Annotated in this window: 12 protein-coding genes; 6 read left to right on the top strand and 6 right to left on the bottom strand. The window is 58.5% G+C overall.

Annotated features, from left to right (window positions below; all coding sequences use genetic code 11):
* Positions 1 to 16: 16 nt before the first annotated feature.
* Positions 17 to 403, top strand: coding sequence for a hypothetical protein (locus HH216_RS13575; RefSeq protein ID WP_169551294.1), 387 nt, complete (start codon positions 17 to 19; stop codon positions 401 to 403).
* On the opposite strand, the gene HH216_RS13570 is transcribed toward HH216_RS13575, so the two are convergent.
* From HH216_RS13570 to HH216_RS13545, 6 genes are all read right to left on the bottom strand, one after another.
* Complete coding sequence (locus tag HH216_RS13570) at positions 378 to 3167, bottom strand: CHAT domain-containing protein (protein ID WP_169551293.1); 2790 nt, start codon at positions 3165 to 3167, stop codon at positions 378 to 380. The two genes, HH216_RS13575 and HH216_RS13570, sit on opposite strands and share 26 nt — an antisense overlap.
* Before the next feature lie 24 nt (positions 3168 to 3191).
* On the bottom strand, positions 3192 to 3662 hold the full coding sequence (locus HH216_RS13565; protein WP_169551292.1) for a hypothetical protein: 471 nt from the start codon (positions 3660 to 3662) through the stop codon (positions 3192 to 3194).
* A 14-nt stretch (positions 3663 to 3676) separates the two neighbouring features.
* Positions 3677 to 4429 (bottom strand): tetratricopeptide repeat protein, encoded by a 753-nt coding sequence (locus tag HH216_RS13560; protein WP_169551291.1) that lies wholly within the window; start codon positions 4427 to 4429, stop codon positions 3677 to 3679.
* Positions 4426 to 5004 carry an RNA polymerase sigma factor gene (locus tag HH216_RS13555; protein ID WP_169551290.1) on the bottom strand — a complete coding sequence of 193 codons (579 nt, stop codon included), beginning with the start codon at positions 5002 to 5004 and terminating at the stop codon, positions 4426 to 4428. Before HH216_RS13555 ends, HH216_RS13560 begins: the two co-directional genes overlap by 4 nt.
* Before the next feature lie 234 nt (positions 5005 to 5238).
* Positions 5239 to 5820: a pseudouridine synthase gene (locus HH216_RS13550; protein ID WP_169551289.1), complete on the bottom strand. Its 582-nt coding sequence runs from the start codon at positions 5818 to 5820 to the stop codon at positions 5239 to 5241.
* A 56-nt stretch (positions 5821 to 5876) separates the two neighbouring features.
* Entirely contained in the window at positions 5877 to 6653 is a 777-nt protein-coding gene (locus HH216_RS13545) for an exodeoxyribonuclease III (RefSeq protein WP_169551288.1), read from the bottom strand.
* A gap of 317 nt (positions 6654 to 6970) precedes the next feature.
* Between HH216_RS13545 and HH216_RS13540 the strand changes: the two genes are divergently transcribed.
* From HH216_RS13540 to HH216_RS13520, 5 genes are all read left to right on the top strand, one after another.
* A complete protein-coding gene (locus HH216_RS13540; RefSeq protein ID WP_169551287.1) occupies positions 6971 to 7549 on the top strand; it encodes an RNA polymerase sigma factor in 579 nt (192 codons plus the stop codon).
* Between the two features lie 200 nt (positions 7550 to 7749).
* On the top strand, positions 7750 to 8781 hold the full coding sequence (locus tag HH216_RS13535; RefSeq protein WP_169551286.1) for a FecR family protein: 1032 nt from the start codon (positions 7750 to 7752) through the stop codon (positions 8779 to 8781).
* A gap of 183 nt (positions 8782 to 8964) precedes the next feature.
* Positions 8965 to 12423, top strand: a complete 3459-nt coding sequence (locus HH216_RS13530) for a SusC/RagA family TonB-linked outer membrane protein (protein WP_169551285.1) — start codon at positions 8965 to 8967, stop codon at positions 12421 to 12423.
* Between the two features lie 50 nt (positions 12424 to 12473).
* Positions 12474 to 13922 carry a RagB/SusD family nutrient uptake outer membrane protein gene (locus HH216_RS13525; RefSeq protein WP_169551284.1) on the top strand — a complete coding sequence of 483 codons (1449 nt, stop codon included), beginning with the start codon at positions 12474 to 12476 and terminating at the stop codon, positions 13920 to 13922.
* A 265-nt stretch (positions 13923 to 14187) separates the two neighbouring features.
* Positions 14188 to 14598: a hypothetical protein gene (locus HH216_RS13520; protein WP_169551283.1), complete on the top strand. Its 411-nt coding sequence runs from the start codon at positions 14188 to 14190 to the stop codon at positions 14596 to 14598.
* Positions 14599 to 14625: the final 27 nt, after the last annotated feature.

Here is a 14625-nt window from a genome sequence, read left to right as displayed (position 1 = left end):
ACAACCTGATTGAACCATGAAGCTACGTTACATTTTCCTTGCTGCCAGCCTGTCGCTGGCGAGTTGCGCGACGGCTATCGGCCCGGAAACAGCCCCATATATCACCGGCTCCTACTCGTTTGCCGAATACACCACCGCAACTGCTTCGGATATTCAACCGATCGGGACGGCGGTGATTACAGCCACCGACGACTCGCACGTGTCGATACTGGTGAAAGGCACGTCGGGCAAGACCAGGATCAGCTACTCGTACTCCAACGTTAGCGTGAATGGCCCTGGACCCGATATGTATACGCTGCTATACAAGGGAAAACCTATCGGCGAAGCGGGTAATGACGGGCTGAATCGCTACCTGACACTTACCCCGACCAGCAGTATTATTCTGAAAGCAATCGAGTATTAGCCGTCCGCTCCCGGCGCCATCGACGCCAGCCCAGCTGGCATAGTCCGCCCACCAGCAGCCCCGACAGGCCACCCAGCCAGTCCCGACGCCCACCGGCACTTAGCGGCTCGGTATTACCCACCAGAATCAGCCCGGCCCAGGCCGACGGTAATTGGTCGGTGCCCTCGGCGGTTCGGAGCCAGTCCTGACGGGCGCGTTGCAGCGCAATGTCTTTCGGCAATCCATCGGCCAGATAGCGGTAGAACTGAGCAGTGATCTGGTAGGTCGATTTGTTTTGCACACTCCATAGCGTCGTCAGCACGGCCGGGACGCCGAGGGCCGCAAACCCCCGCGCCAGGCTAAACACCCCCTCCCCCCGCTGCTCGACACCCGTACCGGTTTCGCAGGCCGCCAGCGTTACCAGTTGCGTATTCATCAACGTACCCTGCCCCAGCTCCGACAGCGATACCGTTGAGTCGGCGAAGAACAGCCGGGGTTCCTGCCCCGACGAATCGGCGAGGGCGTGCGTGAACAGATGCACCACCCGAAACGAAGCCGATGCGTCCAGAAAAGCCCGGCGCGTCGCCTGTTTGTCGAGCAATAGCGTGGGGGTCGCGAAGCGGTCGCCAATGGTGCGCAAGGCGGCTTCGGAGCCGGGCAGTGGAGCCTGATTCAGCCCCGGCGAAAATCGAACCGGCGCAACGCCCAGAAAATCGCTCGTAGTGCCATCGGTGCCGGGCGACTGCATCGTACGCAATAAAAACCGGGCAGAATAGGCGTAGCTGAACGCGAACTGATCGAGGGCGTAGGTCGGGCTATCGGGCGATTCGCGCAGCGTTTCAAAGGGGATAAACGGCCCGTCGGGAGAGACGATGACGCGGCCGGGGGAAAGGTGCAGCGGGGCCAGCAGTTGACTGTAGAGCTGCTTACTGAGTGCATGAAAAGCCGAAAATGAGCGATTGAGTGTCTCCGGCTTGCCCAGCAGCGCCAGGTATTCGCGAACGGTTTGCTGGTATCGGCCCAGCGGATGCCGGTTTATCTGCGCCTTGCCCTCCTGCACGTTCAGCACGTAGAGTGCCCTGTCGCCGACGAAGTATGACACGAAAGCCGCCTGCCGCTGCCCGAGATACTGGTATAGATCGGTCAGGGCGGGCACCCAGTTGTCGTAGCGGTAGCGGTAGTAAGCCGAGTTGATGCGCTCCAGTTTTTGCGTGAAGGCGTCAGCCCGGTCCTGTTCGCTCATCAGAGCCGCGCGGGCCGTGGTGTAGGCGGCACTGCCCGGCTGTAGCTGACTTAGGGCCGCCACCTGCCCGTCGACGGCCCGGCGCAGGGCCTGCTCTTCCGCCTGTAGAGCGGGGGGCAACCCCCGGCTCGCTCCCAGCTCGTTGAGCTTATCGGTCAGCAATACGGCCCTGCTCTTCTCAAAAAAATGCAGAGCCTGTTCGGGGTTATTCAGCCGGTAGCAGGTTTCCAACGCCCGCTCGTAGAAAGCGCGCGTCTGCTGTCGCCAGTACAGTTTCGACTGCTCCCCGTGCTGTGCCCACCGCATCTGATCGATCATTTGATCAGCCACCCGATAGGTCGACAGAGCCTGTGTCAGTGCGGGCGTTGGCTGGCTGGTCGTTTGGGCGTAGGCTAGCCAAGTGTCGGCTTTATGCCAGATTAAGGTGAGCAGGTATTCTTTGTGGGCCGACAGGCGAATCGTGGCCGGTTCGGGGTTAGCACGCAGGTCGGGCTTGTGAAACTGAATCGGCAAGGTTTGCAAGGCCCGCTGAAACGTAATCAGAGCCGCCCGGTACTGCCCCTGCTGCTGCTGTGCCCGCCCGATACCATCCAAGCTACGGCTTTTTTCGTAGGGATTGTCGTACAGGGTATACGCCTGCTGATAATAGCGAATAGCGCAAGCCTGGTCATTCAGGCGGGTGGCATACAGTTCGCCGATGTAGTCGCACACGTCGGCAACGCGGCTGTACTGTTTCGTCCGCTGATAATCAGTCAATAGCCTTTTATAGAGACTTAACGCCCGGTCATACTGACGCAACCCCGCCAGTGCCTGCGCCCGAAAAAGTTCGTACAAGCGTCGTTCGTCGGTGGTGGAAGGGTCGTTCTGTGTCAGGCTGACGGCCCGTTCGCAGTGCCGCAGGGCGGTCTCGTACCGATCAAGGTAGAGCAGGCAGCGGGCAGCTTCGTTCAGGCTACGGGCTTCTAACCTGAAATCCCGACAACGCCGGGCGCGCTGTATTGACTGCTCTGCATAGACCAGACCGGCTTCGTAGTCGCCTTTCTGATAGGCCAGCAGTGCCAGACCACTCAGTGCGTATCCCACCGGCGAATCGTGCCGTGGTTCGTTTCCACCCAACGTCACAGAGGATTGGTAAGCCTCGGCCGCCGATTCCACATCGTCCTGGTAATGCAACACCTGCCCTAGGTACATGAACGCCTGCACCAACCCAGCCCGCTGCCCGACTGGCAACCGCTGGTACAACCGAATGCTTTCCCGTAGCCACACCAACGCCGAATCGTTCGGCGGCTGAAAATACTGCGCGTACCCCAGTCGCATGGTTACGCGGGCCAACACCGTGTCGGCCGGGCAGCGATTGCGAATGAGTTGCTGTCGAATATCGGCGTAGAATTGCGCTGTAGGGCCCCTCGGTTGACGCATGGCATGGTCGATACGCGCCCGCACATCCGCTGCCGACAGGCATTGTGCACGGGCTGCACCGACGCACAATCCGACCGCACTACCGATCAGCAACCCACGAACGATGCATCGGGCCCAACTCATGGTATCGCTTATTAGCAGGTTACATCAGACAACCGATAGCACTTCCAGACTAATACCCGCAGCTAGGGCCTGCGATGTGAGTAGTATATCGAATCTACCCTTGTTGATTTCCGCCAGCACGTGGATGACCAGTACCCGATCAAGCCGAATGTCGTCGGGCCGCCACGGCGGTGGTGGTGGTGGTGGCGGGTGGGGCGTCGTCCCTCCGCCACCAATCAATTCAGTAGCACCCCGCCCATTGACGATAACCACCCCCTTCGATAGAGCAGTGATTTTCACCCGGAGCAACGGTTGCCCGGCGGTCTGCCGCTGCTGATTGATACGGTCGATGTACCCCTGAGCCAGCTTTACCGTTTCTTCAGACGTTTTATCGACAGGATACTGAAAAACGACCTGGTTCTGCACGAAGTACTGCCCGGACCGAACATCCCGCGTTACCCGAAAAGCAGGGTCCCGGCGCTGCCGTTCCGCAATAAGTTCTCTGATATCGATCATGTGTGGACGTGGTTTTACAAGTTGTTCGTTGCCAGAAGTCTTTCGGCTTCTTTCGCTCCAACTAAGTTCTGCCGGACAACCTGTTCGAGCAAGCCTTTCGCCCGGCTTTTATCATCCGGTAAGTTCCGACGAAGCCGGGCAAGTGCTTCGTAGTAAGGGCCGGGGTTGGCAAACCGACCGGGCAGCTGCCCCAGCCGCTGAAACCGGTCGATAGCGCGGTCGTACTGCCCTAACCGAAAGGCTGTTATACCGGCATAAGTCAGCGCATCATCGCGCTGGGGCTGGGTGCGGAGTGCGGTCTCGAACAGCGAATCGGCGCGGGCAATCTGACCGTCGTTGAACCGGGCAATTCCCTGCTGAACATCGTCCGATTTTCCACCCATCGTTACCGGCAACTGGCCAAAACGCTCATTGGCGTACGTTGTTGTCAGGGCGGCCAGCGTATCAGTTTTTGGGCGCAGGGCGTAGTAACCCACCGCCAGCACCAGCACGACACTGGCAGCGACGGCCAGCCAGCGGACCATACCCGCACTGCCCCACAAGGGCCGTACACTGGCTTCTGACGGCACCGGGCGGGTTCGCAGCGCAGCCAGTTCGGCCTTGCGGGTGTCGAGCGCCTGCTGACGGGCCACTTCCTGCGTCAACACGTAGAACGCCAGCGACTCGGCCAAAGCTGAGTTATAAGCCAGTTCCGCATCAAACCGGGCCCGTTCGTCGGGCGATAGCAAGCCGTTTACGTAGTTTTCGATTGTTTCCAGCTCGTTCATAACCTGTTCAGATAACGGTCGCGTAGTTTGTCGATGCAGCGCAGCCGACTGGTTTTGGCAACCGCGGCCGACGCGTAGCCCAGCTGTTGCGCAATTTCGTCGTCGCCATACCCCTCGCCCCACGCCAGCACCATGTTCCGGCATTTTTCGCCTAGTTCGTGCAGGTACTTATGCAGCTGCTCAACGTCGCTTTTGGCGATCAGTTGCTGGACAATCGAACGGGCCGCGTCGGGCAGTTGCAGCAAGCTGTCGTCCAGCGAAAAGGCATTGTGGACACTACTCCGGTTAGTCGTCTTTTTCCGAATAGCGTCAACACATTTGTTAGAAAATAATTGATACAGGTACGTTCCCAGCTCAGATCGCCCTTCAAATCGGCCCGTGCTGACATGGTCGAACACGGCTAGCACCGCATCGGAATAAGCGCTGGCGCACTCATCGTCAGATAGTTTATGCTTGCGAACCCCTTCGTCGATGAGGTACGCGTACTTTTCATACAGACGGTTTTCGGAGAATCGGCGCTCGGAGCCGCCCCTCCGAATTCCCGCCAACAGTTCAGCGTCGGTGGTCTTTTTCATGTCGCTGGTATCAGGTTGTGTCGAAAGTACGGTCGAAATCCGCAACGGCGATTCCGTCAATTTATCGTTTGGTCAGCGATGGCCCGTTGGCCGCTCAGCTTACCCGCCCGCATCGATGCGCCATGCTACACGACTTACTCTCTGTTCATTCAGTACGTAAAGACACAGTCTACGCGCTGTTTACCGATTTTCCCGCTTCATTTAGCCAGATGGGTACTGTTGGTAGTGAGCAACTTACCGCATACGTAACCCCTGACGAACGGTTGGCCAGTCGAGTTGGCGGACATCGCCCGGCTGCATCCCTTCGGCGGTCAGGTCTTCGATGGCCCAGCGGACCAGCCGCAGCGTCGGGAACCCGACAGCGGCCGTCATCCGGCGCACCTGCCGGTTTTTGCCTTCGTGCAGTCGAATCGACAGCCACGATGTCGGGATGGCCGCCCGGTATCGAATGGGCGGTACCCGCTCAGGCAGGGCCGGCTCGACCAACGGCCGGGCATCAGCGGGGCGGGTATGGTACGGTTTACCATCGACCGAAATCGTCACCCCCGCCGATAGTTGGGCGCAGGCATCGTCGGTTAGCGCCCCATCGACCTGTACGTAATACGTCCGGTCGTGCTGAAATTTGGGATTCAGCAGCCGGTGATTCAGCTGTTTGTCGCTCGTCAGCAGCAGCAGGCCCTCGCTATCGGCGTCGAGCCGCCCAACGGGGTACACGTCCGGTGGAAAGCGAAAATCCAGATCCGCCAGTGTCGCCTTGTCGCCCTCCCGGCTAAACTGCGACATCATCAGGTATGGCTTGTAGATGAGGTAGTACATGGATTGAATGATAGAGTGATGGAATGATTGAATAGCTGGCGTGCTAATCCATTCAATCATTCCATCACTCTATCATTCAACAGTAACCACACCGGGCAGTGGTCGGCGTGGACGGCGTCGGGGAGCATACGGCAGTCTTCGATTCGGGGGCGGAGGGGTTCGCTGACCGATGCGTAGTCGATGCGCCAGCCTTTGTTGCTGCTACGGGCACCGGCGCGGTAACTCCACCAGCTATACGCCACGTCGGCGGGGTGTTTGTAGCGGAACGCGTCGGTCATATCGGCGGCAAACCAGCGATCCATCCAGGCGCGTTCGTCGGGCAGGAAGCCGGTCACGTTTTTGTTGCGAACGGGGTCGTGGATATCGATGGCGTTATGGGCAATGTTGTAGTCGCCCACCACGATCAGGTTGGGGCGCGACTGACGGAGGTTCTGCACGTAGTCGTAGAAATCACGAAGAAATTCCATCTTGACACCCTGCCGAACTTCGCCCGTCGTACCCGACGGAAAATAGCAGTTCAGCACCGTCAGATCGCCGAAGTCGGTGCGAAGAATGCGCCCTTCACAATCATAGACTGACAGACCGCAGCCCATCACGACATTGGTTGGGGCGATGCGCGAAAACGTAGCGACGCCGGAGTATCCTTTCTTTTCAGCGGCATGCCAATGGTACTGGTAGCCCAGTTGCTCGAAGGGATCCAGGTCGACCACATCGTGCGTGGCCTTTACTTCCTGAAAGCAAAGGATGTCGAACTGGTTTTGCGACAGCCAGTCGGCCAGGCCGTTGCGCAGGGCTGCCCGGATGCCGTTGATATTGTACGAAATAAGCTGCATAAATACTGAGCGTCGACGGCAGGTACCGCCAATCAGTCGCAAGTTACCGCTGTCAGTTTATAGCACCACGTTTTGGCGCGGCATTCCCTTGTCTCCGACAGCATCCTGCTGTCGAGCCGCGATAGCGACTAATCGGGCTGATGCACTTAGCCTACGGCTCGACAGCAAGGATGCTGTCGGGGACAAGGGCACTGTCGGGCCCAAGCCTGCCGTCAGGCTCAACTTAACCGGCTGGACATCATCTTTTTTTCTACGTAGTTTGTACATTCACCGACGAGATAATTACTTACCTCCGTACCCGACCCCAGCTAACCGACATGACTGTTCCCGTTGAAGACGAACTATGGCAACGGTTTCGCTCCGGTGACGAACAGGCATTTACGGCCATTTACAACGCCCATTTCACCACGCTATACCGCTACGGCTACCACATCGCGAATGACGATGAGCTTGTAAAAGACACAATCCAGACGCTATTCATTGACCTTTGGCGCGGACGACGAAACCTCTCCCCCACCGACTCAATCAAGTTTTACCTGTTGAAAGCCATGCGTCGGCAGGTGTACCGGGCGATTCGGCAGCAGTCTGCCGCGTTTACTGACGCCGACGCTGCCCATGGACTGTCATTTTCGCCCGAATTCGACTTTATCACGTTGGAAGTTCAGGCGCAGCAGCAGGCCCAGCTTCGGCAGGCCATCGACCAGCTCAGCCATCGGCAGCGCGAAGCCATTACCCTGCTTTATATCGACGGACTCGCCTACCCCGAAATCGCTGACATGATGGCCGTGCAGGTCCGCACGGTCTATAATCTCGTGTACGAAGCCCTAGAAAAACTCCGCAAACTGCTTGTCCAGCCGGGTTTCTGGGTGATGTTAATGGCGGGGGTGGTGATTTAAACACGGAGGAAACAGAGGTAAGGCACAGAGCACGCAGAGAAAAGCAACTGGTTTTTTTTCTCCATGTACTCTGTGCTTCCCCTCCGTTTTCTCTGTGTTCAGAAAAAAATTCAAAATTTTTCTACCGTAACCCGGTAAAAACGCCGAACAGTCGCCATTGCTTTTCCGGACCGACCTAATCGCATCACAGGTCGCCACACATGGAAAACGAGTACCGTTCGGCGGAAGCCCTTGCTGCCGACCCCGCCTTTATCGACTGGATACAGCACCCTACCCCGACCAACACCGCCGTTTGGGAGCAGTGGCTGGCCCAGCACCCCGATCAGCTGGCTGATATTCAACTCGCCCGGCAGTTGGTAACGCTGTGGCACCTCGTCCCTACCGACCCACTGGCGGGTGCACAGGCGGTTGTGTGGTCGGCCATTCAGGCGCAGAAAGACAAGATCAATCTGACACCTGCTTACCCACCGCGAGAGCAACGGCCCAACCCCAAAAGTCGTCGTCGAATCGGTGTTCTGGCAGCGGCTTTCGGCGCATTGCTGTTGTTAGCCGGATCGGTCTGGTACTGGCAAACGCAGACGGTGGTTGAATACGCTTCCGCGAATGAACCGCGCAAGCTGACCCTCCCTGACGGGTCTACAGTCGTGCTGAATGCTGGCGCATCGGTGCGGTTTGCCCGGCACTGGTCGGCTGACGAAGCCCGGACGGTGTGGCTGACAGGTAAAGCACAGTTTTCGGTTACGCATCAGTTGAACAATCAGCGATTTGTTGTGCAGACGCCCGATCAGCTACAGGTCGAAGTGCTGGGAACGGTCTTTACCGTCGATGAGCAGGCCCGGCAAACGCGGGTGGTGCTGAACAGCGGGCGCGTCAGGCTGCATGTCGCCAGTCAGCAGACGCCGATCAACATGGTACCGGGTGAACTGGTCGACGTACCGGCCAATACGAAACAGGCTATCGTTCGTCGGCGGGTTGAACCGGCCGTGTACAGCGCCTGGACGACGCGGCAGTTTATTTTCGACAATACAACGCTGGGCGAAATGGCCGATCTGCTGGCGCAGGACCTCGGTTACCAGATTGACTTTGCCGACCCCGCCCTCCGCGACCGCCGGATGACCATTCACCTGCCCACCCGCGACCCCGATATTCTGCTTGCCGCCATTGCCGAAGCCAACGACCTTACCGTATCCACCATAACCCCCAAACACATCCGTATCACTGCGAAGCTTTAAGCGATTCGCAGTGTAGCCTGGACCGCACCGGCGGACCGGTCCACGTCCGGGTGCCCGTCAGGGCAACTTATGCAGGCGGCAGCTAACAGGCCGCTTCGCGTCCACCCGGACGTGGACGTCCAGGCTACGCAATCCCGTAAACCGTAAACTAACTACCGTAAACCGACTCCAACCACCCGTACTATGATGAACGATTTACCCACGTACCGACCTCTGGCGACCGGCCTGCTGCTGACCCTGCTGGGTTGTCAGCTGCTGAACGCCCAACCGGCTGCTACTCAGCTACTAGCAACGACGCGGCACAGCCAGCCGATCCACCGCGCCAAAGCTGTTGTTTCGACCCGCGATGCCCTCGCCGAATTGGAACGACGCTACAACGTAACGATTGGCTACGCAGCCACGACACTCGATAACCGACCCGCACCGTCGGACGAGTGGATGCAGGCGAAAGACCTCAAAACCGCCCTGAATCGCCTGCTATCTCCGCAGAACCTGACGGTGAAGCAGGTCAAGAAAGACGTATACATCGTAAAGCCCGCCAACCGGTCGGGTAGCGACGCACCGGCTACGGCTTCAAGCGTAACCGCTAATGGCTTTCAGTCGCTGGGGGCTGATTTCGGGCAGGCCATTGCCGTAACGGTGCGGGGCCGCGTGACGGGCGACGACGGGCAGGGAATTCCGGGCGTCAGTATTGTGCTGAAAGGCACCAATACTGGCACCGTTACCAACACCGACGGCGACTATTCGCTGACCGTTCCCGACGCAAACGGCACGCTGGTCTTTTCGTTTATCGGCTATACTAGCCAGGAAGTACCCGTCAACAACCGCGCATCGATCAATGTGACGCTGAAAAACGACATTCAGCAACTCGGCGAAGTTGTCGTTGTCGGCTACGGTACGCAGGAAAAGAAAGACGTGACCGGGGCGATCTCGGCCGTAAAAGGAGCTGATATTCAGAACCTGCCGTCGGGTGGCGCGCAGCAGGCCCTACAGGGCCGGGCGGCTGGTGTCAACGTCGTGCGGAACGGTGGTGCACCGGGCAATGCGGGTTCCATCCGCATCCGGGGACTAGGTACGGTCAACAACGCTGACCCGCTGATCGTGATCGACGGGGTGCCGGCCGGTAGCATGAACGACGTCAACCCCAACGACATCGAGAGTATCGACGTGCTGAAAGATGCGTCGGCCTCGGCGATTTACGGAACGCGGGCCGCTAACGGTGTCGTGTTGATTACGACCAAGCGCGGCCGGTTCGACGATAAACTTCGGTTCACGGTCAACGGCTATACCGGCGTGTCAAACCGCATCAAAACGCTGCCCGTCCTCGATGCGCCCACGCTGGCCGCGATCAAGCGCGAAGCTTATACCAACGACGGCCTGACGGTTCCGGCGATCTGGCAGGATACGCAGTACCAGACCCAGCAGACCAACTGGCAGGATCAGATTCTGCGGCAGGGCACCACGCAAAACCTCGACGTAGCCCTGCGCGGGGGTGGCAAGTACTCGTCGTTTGCCATTTCGGGCGGGTATTACAACGAAACGGGTATCATCGGCAACTCGTACTACAAACGGTACACGTTCCGCATCAACTCGGATCACAAGATCACTGAGCGGCTCAAAATCGGGCAGAACCTCCAGTTTACCAACACCCACGACAACGCGCCCAATACCCTCTCGGCGCAGGACGGGCTGCTCTGGAGCGCGATCCGGTTTCACCCCGGTCTGCCGGTGATGAACGCCGACGGCACCTACAGCACCACGCAGGGCAAAGGCGCGTTTGGCGATATCAACAACCCGCAGTACACCATCGATACGCAGGATAAAGACAACGCCCGCAACCGGTTGCTGGGCAGTGTAACGGGTGAGTTCGAGATCGTGAAAGGCCTCAAAGCGCGCGCTAACCTCGCCTTAGACGCGACGTTCACCAACACACGTGAGTTCGGCGTCAAAATCACCGATCAGTACCGCACTAATCAGTACAACCAGCTGACGCTCACCAACGATAAGTACTGGGCGTTTTTGCAGGAATACTTCCTGTCGTACGACAAATCGTTCGGTCAGCACACGGTCGGGCTGGTGGGCGGCTACACCTCGCAGACCTTCAACGACCTGTATTCGGGAACGCGGGGCCGCGACTTCGCCAGCGAGGACGCCGACCTGCGGTACATGCGCTACGCCGGGTCGATTGTCGCCATTGGCAACGGGCAGGACGGTGGCCGCAGCTACGACGCGCTCCAATCGGTGTTCGGCCGGGGCACCTACGCATACAAAGATCGCTACCTGCTGACGGCGACGTTCCGCGCCGATGGCTCGTCGAAGTTTGCACCGGGTAACAAGTGGGGCTACTTCCCGGCTTTCTCGCTGGGCTGGCGCATCTCCGACGAACCGTTTTTCAAAAACGCCCTGTCGACAATCAGCAACCTGAAACTGACCGGCGGCTGGGGTCAGCTGGGTAATCAGAACATCAGTTCGCTGCAATACCTCGCGCTCATCAACTCGAACTATCGCTACTCGTTCGGCGATCAGAATACGTCGGGTTCGGCGCAGGGACGATTGGCCAACGCGAACATCGGCTGGGAAACGGCTGAGATGAGCAACTTCGGACTCGACGCGGGCTTCCTGCAAAACCGGCTTCAGGCGTCGATCAACTACTTCATCAAAGACACCAAGAATATGCTGCTGTCGCCCCCCTCGCTGGGCACGCTGGGCCGGGCCTCCATTCCCGATCAGAACGTAGGGCAGTTGCGCAACCAGGGTCTTGAACTGGAGTTGAGCTATCAGCAGAAAGTCGGCGACCTGACCCTGTCGGTTAGCGGTAACGCGACGTTTATCAAGAACCGGATCACCAAACTGCTGACACCCGGCAGCTTCCTGGGCTCGCAAACCTATGGCCGCACCGATCAGGAGATTACCCGCAGCTACGAGGGCTATGCCTACGGCACGTTCTACGGCTGGCGCACCAACGGCCTGTACCAGACGCAGGGCGAGATCGACGCCGACCCGGCTCTCGCCAAGGACCCACGCCGGACACAGGGCCTGATTCACCCCGGCGACGTGCGCTTTCAGGACCTCAACGGCGACGGCGTGATCGACAACAACGACCGCACGATTCTGGGTAGTCCGCAGCCGAAAGTTACCTACGGTCTGAACACGGGCCTGACCTACAAAGGCTTCGACTTCACGCTGTTTTTCCTCGGTCAGGGTGGTGTCGACATCTACAACGCCGATCGGATGCAGGGGCTCGACGCCAGCTACTCGTTTAACCTCTACGCCGACGAAACGAACCGCTGGACGGGGCCGAACACAAGCAACAGCATTCCGCGCGTCAGCATCAACAACTCGAACCGTAACTTCCGCACCTCCGACCTGTTCATCGAGCGGGGCGACTTTCTGCGGCTCAAGAACCTGACGCTCGGCTACACGATCCCCAAACCGCTGATGAACCGGCTGGGGCTGTCGCAGGCGCGCATCTACGTAACGGGGCAGAACGTGCTGACGTTCACGAAGTACTCCGGCCTGAACCCTGAGTTGGGCTTTGCCGACGGCGACCGCTCACAGGGGCAGTACGCGCAGCAAAACGTCGATTACGCGCAGTATCCGCAGGCGCGTACGTTCACGCTGGGCGCGACGCTGGCTTTCTAAATCCACCGAATTCTGTCTGAACCGACATCCTTAAAACGGCATTTCTTCCAATGAAACATATACCCGCATTAGCCAGTCTGCTGCTCGTGATGAGCCTGACCGGTTGCCAGAAAGACCTGCTCGAATCGACGCCCTACGGCCTGACGGCGTCGAACAAATTCTGGCGCAACGGCGACGACGTCGTATCGGCGACCAACGCGATTTACGCGCCCTTGCTCGATGAAGACGGTTTCGCCCATACCGAATACACCTTCGATAACTGCTCCGACGACATGAACCGGGCGGGCGATCACCCTGACGAAACGTCGCTCGAACTGTTCACCTTCGACCCGACCAACACCCACATTCTGAACACCTGGTCGACGAAGTACGAAGTCATTTCCCGTGCCAACGCCGTGCTGATCAACGCGCCGAAAGTAACGATGGATGAGAGCATCCGTAACCGCAGTCTGGGCGAAGCGTATTTCCTGCGCGGCTTCGTCTACTGGCGGCTGGCGGTGATCTACGGCGAGGTGCCGATTCTGCTCGAAGCCGACGTACAGGCGGGCAATTTCAACAAAGCAAAATCGTCGCTGGCCGAGGTGCAGGCGCAGGCCGAATCCGACTTTCAGAAAGCGGCTAGTCTGCTGCCGGTGTCATACGGTGGCGACAACGTGGGCCGGGCGACGCAGGGTGCCGCCAACGGTTTCCTGACCAAGCTGTACGTCTACCAGTCGCAGTGGGCCAAAGCCATTGCCGTCGGCAACAAAGTAATTGGCAACTCCGCCTACCAACTGGCCTCGAGTTTCGACCAGAATTTCCAGCTCGGCACCGAGAATAACTCCGAAGTGCTGTTCTCGCTGCAATACAAATCGGGCTGGACAACCGACGACTCCCCGGCTTACTATCACACCGTCGGCTCGTGGGGCGGCTGGGGTTTTCACGAACCCATCGCCGACCTCGTCAACGAGTTTGAAACGGGCGACCCGCGCCGGGCCTACACCGTACTGGTCGACGGCGATCAGGTCGACCGGAAAGCGAATGGTATCAGCACCTTTACGCCCGATCTGACGCGCGTAACAGGCCACGCCTTCCGCAAGTACACCGGTTTCACCGACGCGGGCGACATGGATCAGGGCCTCAACGCGCCCTGGCTGCGTACCTCGGACGTATACCTGCTGGTTGCCGAGGCCAAAATCCGGTCGGGACAGTCAGGCGATACCGAGCTAAACGTCGTGCGGAAGCGGGTGGGACTGAAAACCAAAACGGGCGCGACCATGACCGACATCATGCACGAGCGCCGGGTCGAACTGGCGGGTGAAAACGAACGCCATCAAGACCTGATGCGCTGGGATAAGGCCGGGCTGATCGACATTGTGTCGCACTACAAAAAAGACCGGGGAGCCTTCAAACCCGGCCGTACATTCGTCAAGCCCAAGCACTACTACTTCCCCCTGCCCCAGCGAGAAATCGACCTGAGCAACGGCGTGCTCAAGCAGAATCAGTATTACGTAAATTGATAGGCTAGCGAGTTGCTACGTCAGACTATTTCCTTTGTCATGCTGAGGTACGAAGCATCTTCGGGCGAACACATTTCAGTCTCCGAAGATGCTTCGTACCTCAGCATGACAAAAGCTATCTGTGAACAAACAATGGTGTCAGGTCCCCGACCTGACACGTTTCCGAGCGAAGCTAATTGCTGACGCGGGCGTGTCGGGTCAGGGACACGACACCACTGATACAGTGCCGGACCAAACAGTACGCAAGACCAATCAACGCCACTGAATGCCCTACCTCCTTTTACTTTTCGCCCTACTCACAGTGGGTTGTCAATCAAAGCTTCGCCTGACAGAGGCCGACCTGAAAGGAGCCTGGAAAACGGATTCCATTTATCGCTACACCAACGGGTTTGTCGAAAAGAAAGCGGTCACCGACGGCGACGACAACATCGTCTACGACTACAACGGCAACGGCACAATGACCATGCGAAAGGAAGCCGAAGCGCGACCGGTTCGCTACCGGATTATCAACGGCGACTCACTGCAATACGTCGGCAAATCCGGTACCGTGCTGAGTAGCTTTCGGATTCTGGCCTTCGAACCCGACAAGCTAGTCCTGCGCAAGATGCAGGAACCCCTGTTTTCAGGCAAAAACCAGCTCGTTTACGAAATTCGCCGATTTTCACCGGTGAAGTAGTGTAGCTCTCAAGGTCTAGTACCGTCT

Origin of the sequence: Spirosoma rhododendri (assembly GCF_012849055.1) — a bacterium.
GTDB lineage: Bacteria > Bacteroidota > Bacteroidia > Cytophagales > Spirosomataceae > Spirosoma > Spirosoma rhododendri.
The sequence above is the reverse complement of the archived record's forward strand: the minus strand, read 5'-3'. Positions and strand labels throughout refer to the sequence as shown.